Genomic DNA, 19,794 nt, shown 5'->3' with positions numbered 1-19,794 from the left:
CTTTCTTTAAGTGAATAACCAGATGCGTTTACCGATTACACACATCTTAGGCCGTGCTTTCCAAACTTCCAGCAGGCATTTAATAAGTGCTTCAACACACTTGTCTCCCCCACCGCCTTCGCAGTAAGGAATGACATAGACGTCATCACAGATCCAGTTGGTCAGTTCCATCCAGTCCAGATTAGCGTATTCGTAACTACGCGTACCTACTTCCTGAAGCGAGGTAAACACCCATTTGAATTCATGTTTACCTTTGGGCACTGGATGTGAAAATGTATAGTATCCACCCTCCTGGGTGAATGTTTTGATTAGTTCATCATCAATGAAGAAATCCAGCTGACAATCAAACGGCTCTGGTACCCACACCCATCGTTCGTAGGCTTTGAAGTCATGCACACGGAAGGTGGTCAGATATCGTTTTCCTGTCCAGTCACTGATCTGTCCCTTCTGATCTGTTGTAATCTCCACTTTATACTTGCTATAAGGCTTGGGAGCCAGTTCATTCAGTTCGAAGCCACGATACCCTTCCCCGTAATACTTTTCATCCCATAACACTTTTCCGTCCTCACGTGTAATTTTTACGCGCATATTACTGTTATCGCAGCCGCCCATCCAGATCGGTTTGTTATTCCAAACTTCAAAGTGAGTCACCTCAGCCCAGGATGGATCTAATTTGCTAATATCGTCAAGTTGCATCGATCCGCCCCAGATCATGGCGCCATCTCCAGGGCAGTCTTGCTCGAATCGAACGCGAATCTCGTAATTCTTTTTCTGATCTGAGGTATTCTCAACTTCAATGGAGATGATCTGATCATCTTCATTTGTCACTGGTCGTGGTGGAATTAATAGTTGACCGTCCTCGTAAGTTTCAATGACAATTTTGGTTCCTCGACAAGCCCGATCTCTATTCTCGTACAATCGAATAACGTCGAGCCAGGCATGACTTCCACCATCTGGCGCAGTCGTAACTGGTCCAGGCGGATTCCATGAGTCTTGGTCTGGGTGTGGCGACTCCCCTTCTCGATACAATAACCCTTGAGCATCTATACAATAGTTATCCCACTCTTCTATAAATCTACCTCCACTGAGAGTAAAGCCACCAGCATTAAGCCCCGTTGCCGCCGATTCTCCAGGAGACTTGTACAAGGTGTATTCAATACTATATCCATGTCCAGGTTGTAAAGTGTAAGGGTTTGAGTAGGTTGTTGGTTGTCCATCCATCGCATAGTACTCGTCACCGTTTCCAAGACGCTCTCCAGTGGTTAAATCTGTTAATATTACCTTTACTTTTGTAGAATCAAGAATATCGTAATTATTATTTATTAGATTATTCCCATTCCTACCATAAGGATCTTCGGTCTCTATTTGGATATTTCCAATTGTTGCATGATAAGGAACTTTATCATCGTTCTGATCATCGTCCGTGAAAATATCTGTTACACCGATACATATTGTATACTCCCCTGGTTGAGATACTTTGATAATCTCCGATCTATAGGCAGCCGCAGACTTATCCCAATAATCCTTTGTAAAATATTTATAATTCATTTCCGTGCTACCGTAACCTCTATTTTTTTCTTCTTGGTGAATCAAGATTCTTTTCTCTGGTTTCTCTGTAGGGTACAGATATACCCTTAGCTTGGCACGTGGATCTATACCATCCACTAGATAACTTATGAATTTATAGTTGACTCTAAAATTCCCTTCACAATAAAAATTAATATATATCTTTTTTGTATATTTACTAAAAAAATCAGAGTTCTTATCTCCAGGCTCTGTACCTTTGACGTTAATCGAATAATAGGCTAATCCTAAATACTCAGGCCGATCTATTTCACGACCTGCTAAAACAGTTGGTCTAACTTTTCTGAGATTTAGAACTTTTTTATTTTTTACTGGGTATACGGTTATTGTCTCCAGATATTCAATACTTCCTATAGGAGGCGCTTTAAAGTATCGTGTGATCGTCTTTTCCTCATCCAGCATTTTGATACCATGGACACCATCATCACTGTATATTAATCCCTCGTTCCTCCATCCCCAACGACTCGCTCGTGCTGAATTCCCCTCGAATGGTACTTGCCCATATTCAATTTTATGAATCTGTCTACCAGCCGGGAAACATTTTTCTCCAAAAGGATCGTTTGAAGTATTTTCGGTTTGACCATTCCCAATAGTACCTCCCGAGCCACTCCCAGACCCACCTGTATTTTCAGCACCAGGGGTATACGCCTTACCATCCCGGTAAATCCAGCGGAAACGGTGACTGCCAGAAGGAACTGGATACGTGCAGTTTGTTCCATCGTTTCCATTCGATTGATTCCCTGTCCAGACTGAAACGCCATCTATTTGAAGCTCCAGTTTCTCACCGGGATCGAAATCTCCACCATACTGCCAGAATATATAACCGGGCTTATTTAAATGGGCTTCGAGTTCGCAGATAAATTCCTGATTGTGTCCCTGAGCCCACATTACACCATCACCAGCAATTAACTCCTTCCATTGCCAGCTTCCTGTAAATCTTAATCTTGAACTAATTTTGTCTTCTTCATTGAACAGCTCATAAAAAACCATTTCATCTCGATTCGCGCCCGTTTCCGGATCGTAATTATAGTCCATCGCGGGATAGATTCGCATGTGTTCTTTAATCGTCAGCTTCGCACCTGGATTTAACTCGGAACGATATGTAATTGTGTCGTTATTCGTTTCCGTGGTTGCTCCAGCATCCGTTACATCCCACCCACGTGTCACATCAACATATGAACCTAGCGGAGACGTTGTGCGATATGTATTACCTGTGTTATTGCCATAGGTAAATAACTTGTCCAACTGATATTTAAAGGGTTCCTCCGTTAAACTATCTCTGATTCGAAATTGGATTACGTTGTTTCCAGCTTGCAAAGGAATGCGTACTTGTTCGCCATTACCATTCGTCGTTGTATAATGAACAGACATACCATTGACATTGACCTCAAACGCTTCAGTAGGCCGTAGCTGATGCTTATAGCTAAATATGAACCATCCCTCATCCGGCAAAGATACTATGGTTTGAGCAATCATATCTCCCTGCTTCGGTTCTTCCAGACGCAGCACATTCCCTTGATTCACCCATCTCGGATTTCCCGACATGTACCATTCATATTTCCCAATACCTTGTCCAAGATGAGACGGCTCCCAATGATCAATTTCTCGCGGAGGACAAGTTACTTCGAGCGCACCTCTCAAGTCCACCGTCGTATCCGGCCCTGCAACAATTTCATATTCGATTTTAGCCTGGTTGGTCTCTGTTTCTGAATATTCTCCATTCAGTATCCACTCCACACCATGCAAGGATCGAGCATAACTACCATGATCTCCATCTCCGCGTTGGCTCCGCTGAACGAATTCATCATCAAAAAACAACTGATAATCATGATCGGGATACGGCTCTTCATCCACACCCATTTTGTATGCAAATGAAACCGTACCATCACATTCGTTGTCCAGATCCATCGTCATGGTTTTCTTACGCAAATCATCCGTAATGAACTGTCCTTTAAAATGGGCCTGTGCCACACTTTGCGGTGATCTTACAACCCAGTTTCCATACTCATATACGTCCTCACCATCCAGATCGTAATCTTTCGGTGCAGGCGGCTTACGTGTATCCACAATCTCAACGACTTCAACATCCTTGATATAAATACCATTGTTCTGCCATACTTCAGGTCTCATTTTACGGATCAGCCAGTCGAACTTGTACATCTGTCCTGGCTGCAACGTAAATGCAGCTTCTTGCCATCCGCTATTCTCGCTCCATTCGCCCCCAACTTGCTGCCCATTAATATAGAACAGCATGCCATTACCGCGCTTGGCACTAGCCAGGTACTTGAACCTGATCTGTCCATAACGCTTCACACGCCAGTTAAATGTGATTTTGGATGAATTGCCAATCTCCAGAAGCCCTAAATCCAGTTTTAAGATCATCTCTGAACCAGATTGTTCATTTCGGCCTACGGAGTGGACAGCTACCCATTCCTGATCCTCCGTCGATGATACATATCTGAAGAAATCAGGGAATTTATTCGAGAACGGGACGTCCTTTTTCATTGAAAAGAGCGGGATCTCATATACGGTTGCATCAAAATGATTAAAGTAATTCCCACTAAAATGATGGTAGTAGGGTGCCGGACAGACGGGCAATGACACACCATGATGACTACCGCCAGGCTTCTGGGCGTTTTCAAGAATCTTGTGAATACAGTCTTTTACCATTTGCAGTACTCGCTGATATTGTGTTTTATCTGGAGGCTGCTGCTGTTCTACCCACCATTCAATCCTGCGATACATATTCCACAGTGCTTCACGGCATCGTACACTCGCATACCACGACTTATCTTTCAGATATTGCTCAATGATTTGATCAATACTGTTTTCCAGTGCATCCAATTGAACCGTCTGCCATCTTCCGATCTGACCATAACCTGGATCACCCAGAATAGGATTATTTTCTTCGCCATGCCGGTCCGTTTCACTCCTAGGTGCATTGGGACTCTGCGGTAAATACGCAGGGTTGTTGGGGTTGCCGTAACTTTCGTCCGCAATCTTCGCTCTCATATTCGCGAACAATACACCTTTCTGTGATTTGGAGAACAAACCAAATGTATGACCCATACCAATCACCTCCCAATCTCTCTATACGACAAAAAGAGCACCGAGTTAATCGGTGCCCGTCAGATCATATTGCAATTTCGAGTCGGTGTAGATTTGGAGTTTGTTTTTCATGACAGACACGGACAATGTATACCATTTATCCTTCTCCCACTTAAAGGGTTGCATCGGAGAACCCACTGCAGTTGGATTGCCAGCAACGATTTTGTATAGCTGCATCGGCGTTCTCATATCCAGACTGTTATCGCTGTCTCCTCCATGAACCATAAACATCCAATAATTATTTTCATCGAAGTATTTGAAAATAATTCCTGCGCCATCCCCATCCGTACTTGTATCTACCTTAAAATCAATTGAGAACTTATACGTCTCAGCCAGGAAATTATTTCGGTACCATCCGCTGATGTCCTTCGTATCTTCCTTGGAATAAAACTTTCCAAGCAATTGATCCCGATCCCAATCGCCTTGACCGAATTTAGTCCAATCGTCTGACTGGGATAATTCCAGCGCATCCATATCCTTTGAATACGGATAGTACACATTAAACGGATCATTCGGATCATAGTCCTCTGGAACACCCAATCCCCCTTCCCAATCTTCAGGATCCATCCCTCGATCGAGCAGATCTTCCGAGTAATCGAATATGAGACCCTGTGCCATGGTATCCATCATTGGAATGTAAGCCTCAGCGGATTCCCGTTCAGCCACCGGGTGATCAGTCAGTGTGAAGCTCTCACGTGGTTCCATCTTGGCTTCGTGATACATTTCCATAAGATGAGCTGTTCTCTCGGGAAGGAACGCGTGCAACTGTTCCAGATACTCTGCTCTTTTCTCAGGTCTTTCAGCGAAAATAAAACCTGTGATGACTTGAGAACAGCGTTCTTCAAATGAAGCCATGAGAGAATCAGGATCCTCAATTTCAGACAATCTGGCGTTCGCTATACCAGTCGGCAACTCTCTTTCTATGCTGGATTCACGTTCCTCTGTTATCCCTTTAAAATCATCTTCACTAAGATAACCCGGGTCTATTAGCTTACTGCCAAAGCTCTGGCCGTCATTATCAACGTAGCTTGTGTATGGTAGACTATTTCCGTAACTTAACTCGTCACCTGAGAATGCAAACCTCTGGAGTGTGGTCCCGTATATCCCATCGAAATGCTCACCGGCTCGCTCACCCCCAACGCCACTTTCCAGTTCATGTGTATGACCATATCGATCCATTTTCCCCGCTGCAAGTTGCTCGCAATCCAGAGTCGTGCTTCTTAACATATTCAATCCAGCATCCAATTGATGGTTATACGCATCATAAGAACTTCTGGAGCTCATGAACGAGTTATCTTCAATATGAACGTCTCTCGTTTTAAGGTAAGCATATTCGCTTAGGATCAGGTCTAGCTGTTTATATTGGAAGCCAACCAGTTCCATGTCCAAAATGGATTCATTAAATTCCTTGTTTCCGTAGAACATGTCCTGATCCAACGATCCATTTCGCAGCTTCACTACATCATTGATCGTCTCATGGGTATGAGCCCATCTTTCAGCTTTTACCCCAAATAGGTTGTCATGCAAGAATGCTGATCTATCCTCTTTATTTAACTCAAGCGTTTGGGTCACATCAGCTTCTTTACCGTTTTTAAACGCATGAATTTGCACATCACTAGTGGAATCTTTGGCATTTTTCAGACCATACATGTTCTCTTCCAAATATCCATATTGCGGTTTGTCAGCGAGCAGATTCTCCTCCATATTGCCGTACTGAGGTTTATCCGCTGAGAGCACGATTTCTATTGTTCCATACTTCAAGTTTGTTCCACCAACAATCTCAACCGGAACATCACCGTATTTCAGATTCGTTCCGCCAACAATCTCTACAGGTATATCTCCATAACTGAGCCCCGTCCCACCCACGGATTCCACTGGAACATCTGCATATTTCAGATTTGTACCGCCTAGTGGTAGCGTAAGGTCCATGTAACCATATTGCGGTTTATCCGCTATAAGTTGTTCTTCAAGATTAGCAATCTTTTCAATAATGCTATCAGTTGTCTCATGAAGGTAAACGTCATGAGTATGCTTATAGGCAAGAATCACATCATAATCCAGTGCCGAATCCTTTTTACTCTTTATCGAATCATAGATCAGTTCAACCAAGTTGGAATCTCTGAACCCTTTACCACCGTACCAACCCTCACCATGCAATTCACTCAAGCGTAACTTGACAACTTCACTCTCAATCTCATGGACTGATGCCTCTTTCAAGATTCTTGTAGAATCGTTTTCTTCAAGCATGAGAGATAATCTGTTCATGTTATCCGAAATAATTTCAACGTTGAATTGCCCTTTGCGCATGATTGAATGAGCCGTCAGCATATCGTCAAGATTCGCAGATTTCATTACAGTAGTGGCTAGAGATATCTCATCTTGCACCGATCCATATCGATCTACCCTAATCGCTTCAGAAGTAATATTTACCAACGTAGATTCCCATGCTTGCCGCATACCTGCATTAAACTCAATATCCATCGCACTTTCTCTTGCCCACGATGAACCAAGCGTATATCCAATCCCAGCTACTCCATCTCGATATTTCGAGCTGCTTATGGAATAATCGTCGCTGAGCAGTGCCGATCTCCATTCCATAGTTGCCAGTGAGTAATCGATATTAATAGCTGCCTGACGTGGTTCAATCATGCCAATAGTATAGCTCTCATTCAAATACAACTGTCTAATCCTGGCTGTGCCTATAGAGTACTCACCACTGATTAAACCTTCTCTCATTGGATTAGTAGCCATAAGTTGTTGATCATACGAGTATCCCTCACGAGTCTTTGACGTTCCAATAGCATATTCGCTGTTCAAAAGCATCTGACGCAAGTTCGTACCACCCATGGTGTATTCATCATCAATCATTCCATAGCGATACCGGGAAACCCCGCCCATATTAAATTCGGTATGAATTACGCTTCCACGGTTCATGTTGGAACTCACGACATCATGGTCAAGAACCATTCCGTCCCGTTTGTATTTTGCCCCTATCCCGTACTCATCAAAGGCTTGTCCTCTGCGTTCAACTTGAGTTCCTTCATATTCTGGGTCATCCGGGAATAATCCCCCTCCAGAATTCAGGTAACCTAATGAATCTTCAAACTCAATAATAGCCGGTCTTGCATTAAAATCTGCGCCGTAAATGACTTCCGTAATTTCGCCATGCTGATCTTCCTTTACTTTCACTCCCTCGAAAACGTCTGTCTCTAGAGTCGAATTACGTCTGTTCAGTTCAGCCGATCTAGATTCATCTTCAAGTACTGTCATGCTCAATTCTTTGGATGCTTCTGCGAGTTCCGTCCCTATATCACCAAGCTGAGATTCCTTCGCACCTTCGAAATTAAAGGAAATGATGCCTGATCTGGTTCCTTCTTTGTCAGCTGTTAAGATCCCACAATCGATTAACGCATCTACCCGCTCTCTAACCCCGGCCAAAAACGGTTCATCAAAATAAACCGAAGCGTCGGCATTATTCACAGCTTCCATCATCATTTCCAGAATGACTGCCGGGCTGTTCTCCAAGATCTCCCCAACAATAAATTCCTCATCCAGATATCCAGGGTATGCTTTATTCCCCAACCATCCTCCACCAACCAATTTGTCCAAAAACTCGTCTCGAATCATGGTTGTTCGACTACTATCTCGGATAGATTGCAGGATCGTTTCCAGATGTAGCTTTTTACGATCTCGATGTAACACAAGTGGTTTCTCTGTCAGATGTACATGCTTCTGTTCGTCGTTCTTTCCATACGAATTTAGCTTTTCGAGCATGGTAGAACGTAATAATTCTTTGTCAGCCAAATGGTCCTCAGACTCAGGTAACCACAAATCATGAGCTAGCGCTCTTTCTGCCGTTGTTGAACCAGCCGTATAGCTTTCAAAAGATGCTTCTCTTTCTGCACCTTCCTCGCTGTTCGGGATGTACAAATTCTTTTTCTCTGTTTTTGCAGTATGGAAGTTATCCTCAATATAGCTGTCTAATTTGTTTTCTCTTTCACCAAGTGATTGCTTATTGAGTATTTCAAGAGCCTCTGCAGTCACTCGTTTGCCTGGCCTACTTTCCCTTTCTACATACCCAGGAACCTTACTGATCCTTCTGCTCTCCTGCAAATCTCTGAAAACAAAGCCGTACTCCGTACTTTCACGATAAGCCTGTTCTGCATGTCGGTCCACCTCACTATGAACTACATAAATCCGTTGTGCCTTTGGACGCTCATGCTCAATATACATTTTCTCCAAATAAACTCTTTGCCCCGTAGTCAAATCACCTATGACGTTCATCTTTTCCGCTTGATCCCGAACTGCCCAAGGAAACTGCCTCTCCACATCCGTAATAGTCCCTATATCTCTGGATGCCAAAATGATACCGGATGCTGTAGTTGCCGGATGTTTGTCTATAATTCTGTGAGCTTGGAGCGGATTCCACAGGGTATCACTTGGACGAAAGACTAGTGCATTTCGATATTGGTCACGGCTACTTTGACTGAGATCATCATGAAAGTAAAGTTGCTTGTTGACTTCTCGCGTACTTCTCATTTCGGTATGCAGAACAGTGGGGTACTGACGATCCTTCAGTTTGGCAAGTACATTCTCATGAGTTGTCATTTCATTCTCAATTACCCTCGTAGCCTGATTCAGTTGTGAAAGAAACATATTCTCTTCGATGTCTCTGATTGCTTGAACAATTTTGCCTGTAGTCGTTCCACCAAACGTTGTTGCTCGCACAGCTGTTCCCAGTGTTTGCATGAGTGTCAATTGTGAAGTGTTATACACTCTTTGGGCTAACGGCAACGTGCGATCAAGGTGCATATACTTTATTTCCTGAAATCGACGAATATAAGCAGTCGACATATCAGAGAGAATGGATAATTGCTGATGATCATCTACCCTTTTCCCGATCATGGTAGTTTGTTCAGCAAATGTTTCTTTATGACCATCACGTAAACCTAGCAGATCCTGATATAGAATTTCCACGTCTTGCTTGCTTACCTTCCGGGATTGAAGGCTCCTCTCCAGTTCTGTACTTCTGAAGTGGTCTTGAATGGCTTCTAACAAAAAATCATTTTGTGTCCGGCGTCCAATGATCTTCTCCACTTTCTGGAAAACCTCTGCCACATCCATATCCGGTTTATCGTTTCGAACGGAGTGTATCAATTGCTTAATCACCAGTTCAGAGCTGTTATCTTGCTCTGCACTATCTGCATAGTCCGCAATCATCCCAAATTCACTAACCCTGAAACTGATTCTTCCAGGCTCCAGCTTATCCAGATTCTTCACAAAGTTACGAGTTAAACCCAAATTACGGACAATCTTTAGCTCTTTATCGTTATCTACGCGCCAGCCCTCTGACATATCTTCAGGAATGAATGAGTCCTTTAAACCTCCGGGTCTGTGGCTCTCATCTTGATGATCCATCTCCAAAGCTTCAATTAACGCAGACCGCTCCATTTCGAACGAAAATTCCATAACATCGCCTTGCTTGGTAGCTGAGCTCGATCCTTCCATGGAACTGTGCAGAATCGCTTCTTTATCCTGTTTAGCATCACTTAGGACAATAAATCGTTCTTCTCCTTCCAGATCCTTGCGAATCGCTTCCACAAGTTGATGATTAAATCCATGTGAGATCGATCTTGCCATGTAGAAATCAAGCATCAGGACACTTGGATACCGGCTGTAAGGCATGTATATAAATCGATAATCCTCAGGCCCGCTTCCTGTAGTTCCGACTGTAAACAGGTAACCGTACTGAGTTGTCGTGTAATCTATAACGGTGAAATCAAACTTATTGACTACTTGACTCACGTCACTGCCCCCTTCCAACTAAAAAAAGGGAACCCCTGAGTGGAGTCTCAGAAAGTTCCCTCTCACTGAATCTATACGACTCAGCTTTGATTCAGTTTAACTTACGCCGTATAACGGACTTCCTTCAGAATAGCCACACCCATGCGTTGGTTGGCAGACAGATTCATAAAATTCTGCGCCGTATCGGTATCGAAATAACGATACACCTCTTGGTCCCAAGATTTGCCTTCCACATCAATAATTAACTCATCCAGGTGAAGGATATTATGCTTCGTAACCCGCGATGCAGTTATCGAATTGACCGCGGTAACCCTCGTAAGGGTGAACCACGTAGATCGGAGACAAGTGATATTTGGATGTCCATTTGGACGCCTGGAAGCCTTGAGGCTCCAGTTCCAAACCCGTATCCCCCAATTCAGGATCTTGATAAGCTTTACCTTTCGGTGGAGCTTGCGTGATAAAGGAAGGATAGTGCTGCTGGAATTCAATACCCGATTTGGTTTTCAACATCTGAAGTGTGTTGTTACCTGCAGAAGTATATTGACCGTAGTAGTACGTTCCTGTTGTCGCAATCTGAGAGATATCCGGTTCTTCGATTACCGCTCCAGCTGTCAGCATTACGTTTCCGTCTACATCATTCAGGTTGTATTTGAATGGTTTCAATGCACCTGCGTACAGGAAAGACTTCTTGTAATCAAGGAAGTTTACTGCTGGGTCCGCGACGAGAACCATCGCCAAACGATTGTTCATGACATTCACATACATGTATACAGGTTTTTCTTTATTCCGATCGGTTGGTGTGTAGTTTTCCAGTGCCCATTGGTAGAGTACCGGATGTCCTGTCAGCTTGAATGTTGGACGAGTGGTAACCGGTAGTGTGGTTGGTTCACTGCCTTCGAATCCTTCAAGCAGCTGAACAGTCAACGTACTATGCTCCTCATAGGCTGGAACTGGTGCAACGACGCGTGGTACCAGAGCATGATTAATGAAACTTACATAGAACTGTTTAGTAATCGGTGTTGCTTGTGTTCCGATCGTCATGATCCCGCGAAGAATAAGCTCCTGAATTCGGTCACTACTGTCCTTTTCTTCGTAAAATACTTCCCACAGATTTTGTTCCTGAGATTCGCCTGCCGTGGATTCAAATGGGAAACTCTTAAACCCTGTAACTTCCTCCTTCAGTTTTGTCAATACGTCCTGTGAAGTGGTGATTGTTTCTACATATTTAAAATTTGCCATTATGTAATCCTCCTTATTTTATCTCTTTCAAAAATGCAATCGTAATTACATCTGGTGATGGGGAATGCTTGAATAGATTCAACGGACTCTTGATACTGAAAAACTTGTAAACCTCTGTCCACGTACCCAACGCAGGTTTGGAAGGATCTTTCAGAATTTCTGTGTCTACGATTAATTCATCACGGTTGACCAAATTATGATCGTATATCGCAACTACACCGTCCATATAACCCCGATATCCTTCTGCCTGATGCACAAGGTAGATTGGACTCGCATGATACTTTCCTGTCCAAAGGGACTTCTGGAACCCATCAGAATCTACAATCAATTTCGAAAGTCCCGGGGGAAGTTTACCCACAGAAGGATAGTTTGGAAGATGCGAAATAAATGCCGGGTAATACCGCTGGAACAAGACATTACTGCGTGTCTTCAACATGGACATGGAGTCCATACCATTTGAAGTGTACTCACCGTATTTGGCATAGATATCCGGATTAAGATCAGTGAGAATATCATTTTTCGTATAACCTGTCATATCTGTTCGCAGATCACCCATGCCTACAGTGACACCGAAGTTTCCTCCATGGTCGTAATCATTGAACGGAACGATCTTGCCTATGTATCCAAAACTGCGGTAATAACTGTGAATATTCGGTGAAGGATCACCTTCCAGAACAAGAACTACTCGATCATTATTTACCGATAAAGTGTAAGCTACCAGGTAATCCGGTCTGCGTTTTTTGTTAGGCAACCATGAGGTTGTAGAATGTCTGCCGTGGAAAAAGCGAGCAGCCGGGCTTACGATCTCTGTCTTGCCGTCATAATCCAGCTTCCACTTCGTGGACGGTGGGATGAATGTTTTGACAATCGTATCTGTGTTCCACATCTCGTAAATGGCTTGTGCCTTGGCTTGATCTATAACTGTAGGCGTTAACCCCGGTTTAACCGTAGCTGGATCACAAGCTCCTCTGTATGTGGTCGTTGAATCTCCACTTGTGTTTGTACCTTCAAACTCTTCACCATAATAAATATTAATATAGTTCCAATCATTGGTAGGTTGTTCCAGCATTACAGAGTACTCTCGCACAGGAATTCCAGTTGGTACAGTTGGCGTACCTTTAACCACTACTCTAGAAGGCACATCATGAACGGGATCAGCAGTATAATAACGCTCTGTAAAAGTATACTTAGACTTCCCAGGCTCTACATTGCTTGTTTTTAAAGAAGTCCAACTACCGTAATAATCAAAAAATCTTACATATTCCCACTGATAGGCTGTCTTAAGACTGTAGTTCCAGTCATCAGGAAGCTCCGTAACTATCTCAAATTCATTCCAGTCATCCAAATAAACTACTTCACCCGTGCTAAGCGTTTGTCTCTGCTTTACAATGTAGGCAGTAACACCATCAGGTTTGGTTAGATCTGTTACCAATGTAGCTAGCTGATTAGGAACGTCTACAAAAATATTAGCCCCTGTATTGTCCGTATATGAAAACTGAACAACTTGAATCTTTCTACCGGTTCTGTAATTACCGTAATCCTTTTCTCTAACTGTGGGACGAACACCACCTTCGACAATTTGGTCCCAATATACCGAACTCACTTCATAAAGAAAACCATCATCTTCAACAGCTGGTGTTCCATCTTTAAACTTAAGTTTACTGTAGTCAGGAATTTTAACCACATCATACAAATTACCATCCGTATGAAGGTACTTCCCTTGAATATTAGGCCGAGTTTTAGGAGTATATGTTACCCAATAATCTTGCTCTGCCTCGTATACCTTCTCCCAGCGATTGGCGTCAATTCCGCCCTCTACTCTGGGAATATCAGCACCTACGATTTCATCGGCCAGCGTGTTGATCAATTTTTGTGCTTCCGACTCTCCGTCAATATAAGCGGCAAAGTTCGTCTGCGGTTTTTGCAGTGCCATCGTCACCCTCCTTATCTCAAAAATTTGATGTTGTACCAGACCGACTTGGCTTCAGCCACCGCGTTAAAAAAGTCAAACGTGATGGTCGTTCCAGCCGGAATCGGGTAGACAATCCCGAAACTGTTCCCCATGGAAACCGACTCGGGAAGTTCCTTCGCATAAATGGTGCGGCACACCTTTTCAGTCCCGATCGTCAGTTCCCAGTAATCGCCGACACAGTAGTGGCTCGCAGCAAATGCAATGCTCAGAAACTCCGTGTCATACGCCAAGGTGAACGTATCAGACTGTGTGGTCTTCGCCGCCGGAATGTCCAACATCTGTCCCCGAATGAACGGGATCGTCTTTTTACTGAAGTGTGGGTACGGCAGCTCGCGCACTTTGTCGATGACGCCACCCGCGATGTAAGATACATTAAATGCCATGGAACCACCTCCTACATGTTATATACGACTTACGCTCGTTCCAGTTAAGCGTCCTTCGTCATCATAATTTAGACCAATATTGTAAGTGAACATGGACTCTCCAGCTGGATCATATGTACGGGCCGTCACCTGCGTTAACCTGAAATACTTGTAATAATCATAATCCGGATGGGAATAGCCCACTCCGGAAGGAAAGTCTTCCTCATCCTCTGAGCCAAACTTCATCCAGATCGAAACCTTCCATGCCGATTCATACAAGAGGTCTGCTCCAGTCACCCTGTCCGGGTCCTGCATGTGCTCCCGATATAATGTAACGGAAGGTTCACCTTCAAGAGGAGAAACATTCGAATTGGAGATACTGCTATATTTGCGAAGCTCCCGGTGGATTAGATCCAGCACGGGAAAAACAATATTTTCATTCACAATGCCGGCCATTACACCATCACTCCCTTTCTTGCCCACATCATATCAATGACCTGTAACATGCCACGGTCAACCGAATAACTGGTTTTAATACTTTTAATCGTATATACAGCTCGTGTGGTGGTCGTTTTATCCGTCACAATAACGTTGTCAAGCAGATCAAGCGCAGGATTCGCAGGAATGGATACCTGAAGCGTACGGCACATCCGTTTCATATCAAAAAAAGCTCGCTCTGCCACCTGTCTTTTGGCTTCAACCGTCTTCGCCCAAGGAACGGCCAGCACCATGGTTCGGATTTCTCCTTTGAGTTCGAGCAAAATCTCCTTGTCCACGAAACTGCTCTGACTAGCATTCGAGTCGATAACAACGATGTGACTTCTTCCTCTGGACCAATCCGTGGATTTGGTAATGGAGATCAAATTGTCATTCTCGGAAAACTCTGCCACGACAGGTTTGTCATAATTCAAGCGTTCCAGTCGGTATGTACCATAACGGTCACAGTAGCTTCGATACGGTATCTCCGAGATTACCTCCTGCACAGCTTCTGTAACTTTGGTGGACCATTGCTCAAACGTCCTGCCATATTCCTCAATAAATGGATTAAGCCATCCGTTCGGAGTCAGCACTGTACTTGCGTCCTTGACTTCAAACTCACCTTCCTGACCCGGTACCGGGACAATGACCCTACCCGTCTTCTGGTTCACCTCAATCAGATAGGTCTCATCAATCACATAGTCAGGATAAGAACGATCCTCACTGGTTGCCCTCCAACCCACCATACCTGCATGTTTAACCAGATCTAGTACAACGGTTGATTTGACCCAGGCCGGCTTTTCAAATTCTACAGGCTGAGCTGGTGTTGGTGTAACTGCGGGAGTGGAGGTTGCTGTAATAGTCCAGCTTGCCGGATCTGCGAGCATCTCCTGATAGTAGGTCCATACCTTGTCCACCCAATTCTCCCGATCTTGACTCCAGGTCATGGGAGCAATGTCTCCACCATTATGGAAATAAAGTACATCCGCCTTGGAACTCACTTTTTTCCCTCTGGAAGCCAGCGCCTTGGACATCCGTTCTGCTCCACGCTTCATTTGCTCCTGAATTCCCTTGTAAAGGGGATTGCAAGCACTTTTACTAGGACAGCCATATCCAAGAATAAAGCTTCCATTTTCTTCTGTGCCCTTCCCCTGTGTTCCGAGAACGGTCTCGTGCCTGCATATCGCAAGCAAAAACTTATGATCAGGCACACCATACGCTGCAGCTTGGGCCTGTGCAGCCTGAATTATGGATGATGTCCGGTCCGTGCCAACTGCTGCAGGCGGCACCGGATCTGGCACATTATCAATCTCTTCTACCTCTGGATAGGCTTTTTTCTCGGAAATGACTTTCTCGATAATGCGCTTGTACATATCTCGAGCCGTGATCTCCAGCGTGGAGCCTTCGCCATTGATGTCCACCTTGTCAATCAGTCCCGTAAATACCCGCATCATGTGCTGACCATATCCCATATATATGCGTATCGGTGTATTTTCACTCAGAACTCCGATATGGAATCCGTTTGCAAAATAAGACCATGGAGACGGCACACCCCCAAGCTCAGGAAAATGAGCAGGATTATAATCGGGGGAGAAGAATCCTCTCGGATTGGAGATGGTCAGCCGTGCCTCCCTGGCTTCAGAATCAAACTGATCATCGATTTCGGCACTAATAATATTGGGAAGAACCTGTGTGTCCATATAGACAAAAGATCCGACCTGAATAACATCCGTCTCGATCCTTCTATTATTGATAAAATCTGTGTAGCTGTTCGTTTGATAATATCCTTTAGACGGATCGAGCCCTTCTTCACTCTTTTGATTCTTCAACGGAGCAGGCAACAACTCTTGTATGCGAATATAATCAATGGCAAATTTTTTATACTTCTTACTTGAAGCAGGAACAGACCCGGTTGGGACAGTGGAGTTTTGTTTGCCCCCATACGTCACCTTAATCTTGATACTCTTGGCTTTTGCAGGGATCACAATATTATTCAATTCCGTGAGTTTGGTCAGATCATATGCCCCGTTAAACTTATTCACATAGGCATACGTTTTACCATCAATCACCACAGCGAAAGAATCCCCTTCTGCTTCACTAAAATTAGTCCCCATTCCAATACTAAGCAGCCCTTGCGTCGGCATACTCAGTTTCGTCACGTTAATCTCGAATTCAGCTACGGCGGCTTTGCCTTCAAACGTATACAGCAACTTGCCTCCTGAATCAAACATAGTCCAGCCCGATTCAATCTTGGCATAATCCAAAAATTTCAATCCGGTTGTATAAACGTTTTTCTCATGCCAGTTTCGCTTGTCGAACTTCTCATTCAGTTTGATCTCTCCGGGATATCCTTCGACCTGAACCGGCTTTACATCAGTAAATGTTGTTTTCGCATTCCCATGCAGTTTGCGCTGTCCGCTCAGATATAATCTAGGATCAACTGGCTTGCCGCCCTCTCCGGTTCTCGTTGTTGGATTAACTCCTTCCCAAATTTCAAAATGCAGATGTTTTCCCTTGCCCGCCGCACGTTCTGCCGCAGACACCTTATGACCACCGGTATACACGCCACCAGTATTGCCCAGCGTTCCAATGACAGCCCCTTGAGCTACTTCATCATCCACCGAACAGAGAATTTCTTTCAGATGAAAATATTTGGTGATAACACCATTATCATGTCTTATATTTACGGCATTACCGGCACCTTCTGTTTTATTCAAGGATGTTCGGACTACTTTTCCGGCCCATGCAGCCAAAATTGGCGTTCCGATCTTCTCCGACAAATCGATGCCTCGGTGAATTTTTGACGCGCTATTACGAGGAGCACCAAATTCATCTGTAACAGGAGTGGTAATCAGCGTTTTACCCTTGATCGGAAAACAAATCTCCTGAGCATTCGCTTGAGTCGAACCGTTATATATACCATTACTCGACTCTTCCACCCAAACGGATTCTGTACTGATGATGGGTACTTGCTCGGTTACGATATGCCTGAACTCTTCTGTCCGTCCCGGGATAAATGCCAGCCGATCTACTTCTACACGGATATTGGGAAGCGCTCCTTCCCCCAGCTTCAGACGCTGGGATAGCACATTCATAACCTCATCCGAAATTGGAATCATATTGTAATCTCCCCCTTACTTGAATCGCTCGATGGTCCATTTCATGAATCGGTCCAGGAAAGCTACGGCTTCAGCCCGGGTCATAGCGGAATTCCCAAGGAACCATACCTCTGCTTGCTCTGTGCCATTTGTAGGTCTCCCCATATCTGTTACTATCGCTGCACCATCCAGCTTGTTATTGATCGGAATGCCAGCAATCAGTGGATCATTGTTCGCAAATGTTTCGTCTTCCATTTCCGAGACGGCTATTTTCCAGAAGGCATCCTTGTTCTGTACAACTCGCTCCTTTTTGTCCCGATAATAAATGGCCGAATCTTTGCCAACGTCTGCGAACCTCTCGCTCACATCTTTCAGATAATTGAACGTCACTTCGTCTCCTTCTGAAAAAGGTTGGTTAAAAACAACCGTGTGGTTGTCAATTTCCGAATAAGCCGGTGTTTCTTGGACTTTATCTTTTTTTGGTTCTTTGAATTTCACTGTAATTTTAAGTTTCTTTTTACCTGCCGGATAATTGCCGTTAAGTCTAAAAACCCGTTGTCCTTGAAAAGCGGTAATGGTTTGATTAATCCCCGTCGTTGGTGCTTTCATGTCCGTAAATCTGGCATAGAACACCTTGCGTAACTTATTAATCAGATGAAAGGCTTCTCCCCGCTGTATAATGGCATTAGGAAAGAAACAATTGTTGTATGCTGGTTTGAGTGTTGTCGCTTTGATATCTTCACTCATGAATTTGTTATTCTTTGTCCAATAATTGAACTTGCAGGTGACACCGTTCAGATTAAAAGGAAGAAATACCGAGCCCCCCGGGCTGACACAATATACATCCGTTCGGTAACCAATAGCCTTTGTTGCAATTTTGGTTACCGCCTCTGCATCTCCCATGGTGTCTGCCCATACCTCGGAAGGAATGCTGAGTCTGCGAAGTGGTTGGCCTGCTGCATACAAATATTCCTGATGATTACGACTGAATGGATCGTAGAAATAGGTCGTCGCTGCACTAAGTACAGCTCTGGGCAGATCTCCAGTCCAGGACACGGGTGGCCTTTTCCAAGCACTGTCTAGCAACGGTTCTCCATAACTACAGAAGGACACCACCTGTCCTGCTTTTACACCGGTATACAACTCCACATCGGTTAATCCCTTACTATTGGTTTCAGCCGTTTGGTAGATCGTTTGAACACCGTCAATAAACACATACAGTGGATTGTCATCTGTTGGTTTAATCAGCACAGGCAGACTAAATGAGGTTTGCCCCGCTTTCCCTTTGATTTCCTCATATACAAAAGGCTTGCCTTCCTCAAACTTGTTATAGTTGATCCCGGCCACAAAGACTTCACCATCTTCCAAAACCATATTCGTGGCTTCCATAACATCGTTATAGAACCAATCCCCTTCGTTTACATCAACCCATTTTCGTATGATAAACACCTCCTATCTTTAGAATAGACAGAAAAGAGAGTAGGTCACCCTACTCTCGAATTGTTCGTTCCAGCAGACGCTTGGTTCGCATCAGGAAAGTAACAAACTCTGCTCTGGTTATAAAGTTTTCCGGTCTGAAATATAGAATTGGGGTGCCATCCAATTGTGTTACAACCGTCAGCCCCAAATCAGCCAAGCGTTCAATGGAATCTCTTGCCCAGTGGTCCTTCCCTTCTGTCGTCTGTAAATCCTGAAACTGTATTGCACTCTTACGGTCATATCCATCTTTTTTGATCAGGGTCATGGTCAATTCGACCTTATATCCCTTCTGATCTTTATCCATCGTATCCTGATGGTAGAAAATAGGGTCAACTTTGATGGACTCTACAACACCAACATAGATATTGCCCTTCTCATCATAAAATTTGTGTGTCCAGCCTACGTACATGGCGTAGTCGTGATAGGATTGCTTATCTTTAAACAGGATGTTAATGATGGCCTTGTACGAAGATACGCCCATCTGATGAAAATGCGAGGGAGCATTAATCATTTTAATTTCCCTCACTTGCGGATTGGGCGAAGGTGAAGAGTACGGATCAATGATTCTTCCGTTCACTGGCTCGAACTTCATGCCTGTATCTACCAACAGCCTTCTTTTATACCGGTCATTTACTAAGCCAAACGGGTCTTGCTGAGTCATATCAGAACT

10 protein-coding genes are annotated in these 19,794 nt (G+C 44.1%); all 10 read right to left on the bottom strand.

Annotation, left to right across the window (positions count from 1 at the left end):
- Nucleotides 1–6: 6 nt before the first annotated feature.
- Nucleotides 7–4,653, bottom strand: a complete 4,647-nt coding sequence (locus QF049_RS03155) for a hypothetical protein (RefSeq protein WP_307534756.1) — start codon at nucleotides 4,651–4,653, stop codon at nucleotides 7–9.
- Nucleotides 4,654–4,698: 45 nt separating this feature from the next.
- Nucleotides 4,699–10,497 (bottom strand): hypothetical protein, encoded by a 5,799-nt coding sequence (locus QF049_RS03150; protein WP_307534754.1) that lies wholly within the window; start codon nucleotides 10,495–10,497, stop codon nucleotides 4,699–4,701.
- Nucleotides 10,498–10,598: 101 nt separating this feature from the next.
- Nucleotides 10,599–10,730 carry a hypothetical protein gene (locus tag QF049_RS03145; RefSeq protein ID WP_307534752.1) on the bottom strand — a complete coding sequence of 44 codons (132 nt, stop codon included), beginning with the start codon at nucleotides 10,728–10,730 and terminating at the stop codon, nucleotides 10,599–10,601.
- Nucleotides 10,731–10,761: 31 nt separating this feature from the next.
- Nucleotides 10,762–11,736 carry a hypothetical protein gene (locus QF049_RS03140; RefSeq protein ID WP_307534750.1) on the bottom strand — a complete coding sequence of 325 codons (975 nt, stop codon included), beginning with the start codon at nucleotides 11,734–11,736 and terminating at the stop codon, nucleotides 10,762–10,764.
- 13 nt (nucleotides 11,737–11,749) lie between these two features.
- Nucleotides 11,750–13,669, bottom strand: a complete 1,920-nt coding sequence (locus tag QF049_RS03135; protein WP_307534748.1) for a hypothetical protein — start codon at nucleotides 13,667–13,669, stop codon at nucleotides 11,750–11,752.
- An 11-nt stretch (nucleotides 13,670–13,680) separates the two neighbouring features.
- The gene (locus QF049_RS03130; protein WP_307534746.1) at nucleotides 13,681–14,091 is read right to left on the bottom strand and encodes a hypothetical protein; all 411 of its coding nucleotides are present in this window, start codon (nucleotides 14,089–14,091) and stop codon (nucleotides 13,681–13,683) included.
- Nucleotides 14,092–14,109: 18 nt separating this feature from the next.
- On the bottom strand, nucleotides 14,110–14,526 hold the full coding sequence (locus tag QF049_RS03125) for a hypothetical protein (protein WP_307534744.1): 417 nt from the start codon (nucleotides 14,524–14,526) through the stop codon (nucleotides 14,110–14,112).
- Nucleotides 14,526–17,666 carry a M23 family metallopeptidase gene (locus QF049_RS03120; protein WP_307534741.1) on the bottom strand — a complete coding sequence of 1,047 codons (3,141 nt, stop codon included), beginning with the start codon at nucleotides 17,664–17,666 and terminating at the stop codon, nucleotides 14,526–14,528. The genes QF049_RS03125 and QF049_RS03120 overlap by 1 nt, the downstream gene beginning before the upstream one ends.
- A 15-nt stretch (nucleotides 17,667–17,681) precedes the next feature.
- Complete coding sequence (locus QF049_RS03115) at nucleotides 17,682–19,034, bottom strand: hypothetical protein (RefSeq protein ID WP_307534739.1); 1,353 nt, start codon at nucleotides 19,032–19,034, stop codon at nucleotides 17,682–17,684.
- Between the two features lie 100 nt (nucleotides 19,035–19,134).
- Nucleotides 19,135–19,785: an S-layer homology domain-containing protein gene (locus QF049_RS03110; protein ID WP_237174663.1), complete on the bottom strand. Its 651-nt coding sequence runs from the start codon at nucleotides 19,783–19,785 to the stop codon at nucleotides 19,135–19,137.
- Nucleotides 19,786–19,794 lie beyond the last annotated feature (9 nt).

Source organism: Paenibacillus sp. W4I10 (assembly GCF_030816325.1).
GTDB lineage: Bacteria > Bacillota > Bacilli > Paenibacillales > Paenibacillaceae > Paenibacillus > Paenibacillus amylolyticus_B.
This window is presented reverse-complemented; position numbering and strand designations above follow the sequence as displayed.

Coding starts and splice junctions, on each gene's coding strand:
- QF049_RS03140 (WP_307534750.1), bottom strand. CDS start 11,736: ATGGCAAATTTTAAATATGTAGAAACAATCACCACTTCACAGGACGTA.
- QF049_RS03155 (WP_307534756.1), bottom strand. CDS start 4,653: ATGGGTCATACATTTGGTTTGTTCTCCAAATCACAGAAAGGTGTATTG.
- QF049_RS03130 (WP_307534746.1), bottom strand. CDS start 14,091: ATGGCATTTAATGTATCTTACATCGCGGGTGGCGTCATCGACAAAGTG.
- QF049_RS03115 (WP_307534739.1), bottom strand. CDS start 19,034: ATGGAAGCCACGAATATGGTTTTGGAAGATGGTGAAGTCTTTGTGGCC.
- QF049_RS03135 (WP_307534748.1), bottom strand. CDS start 13,669: ATGGCACTGCAAAAACCGCAGACGAACTTTGCCGCTTATATTGACGGA.
- QF049_RS03125 (WP_307534744.1), bottom strand. CDS start 14,526: ATGGCCGGCATTGTGAATGAAAATATTGTTTTTCCCGTGCTGGATCTA.
- QF049_RS03110 (WP_237174663.1), bottom strand. CDS start 19,785: ATGACTCAGCAAGACCCGTTTGGCTTAGTAAATGACCGGTATAAAAGA.
- QF049_RS03120 (WP_307534741.1), bottom strand. CDS start 17,666: ATGATTCCAATTTCGGATGAGGTTATGAATGTGCTATCCCAGCGTCTG.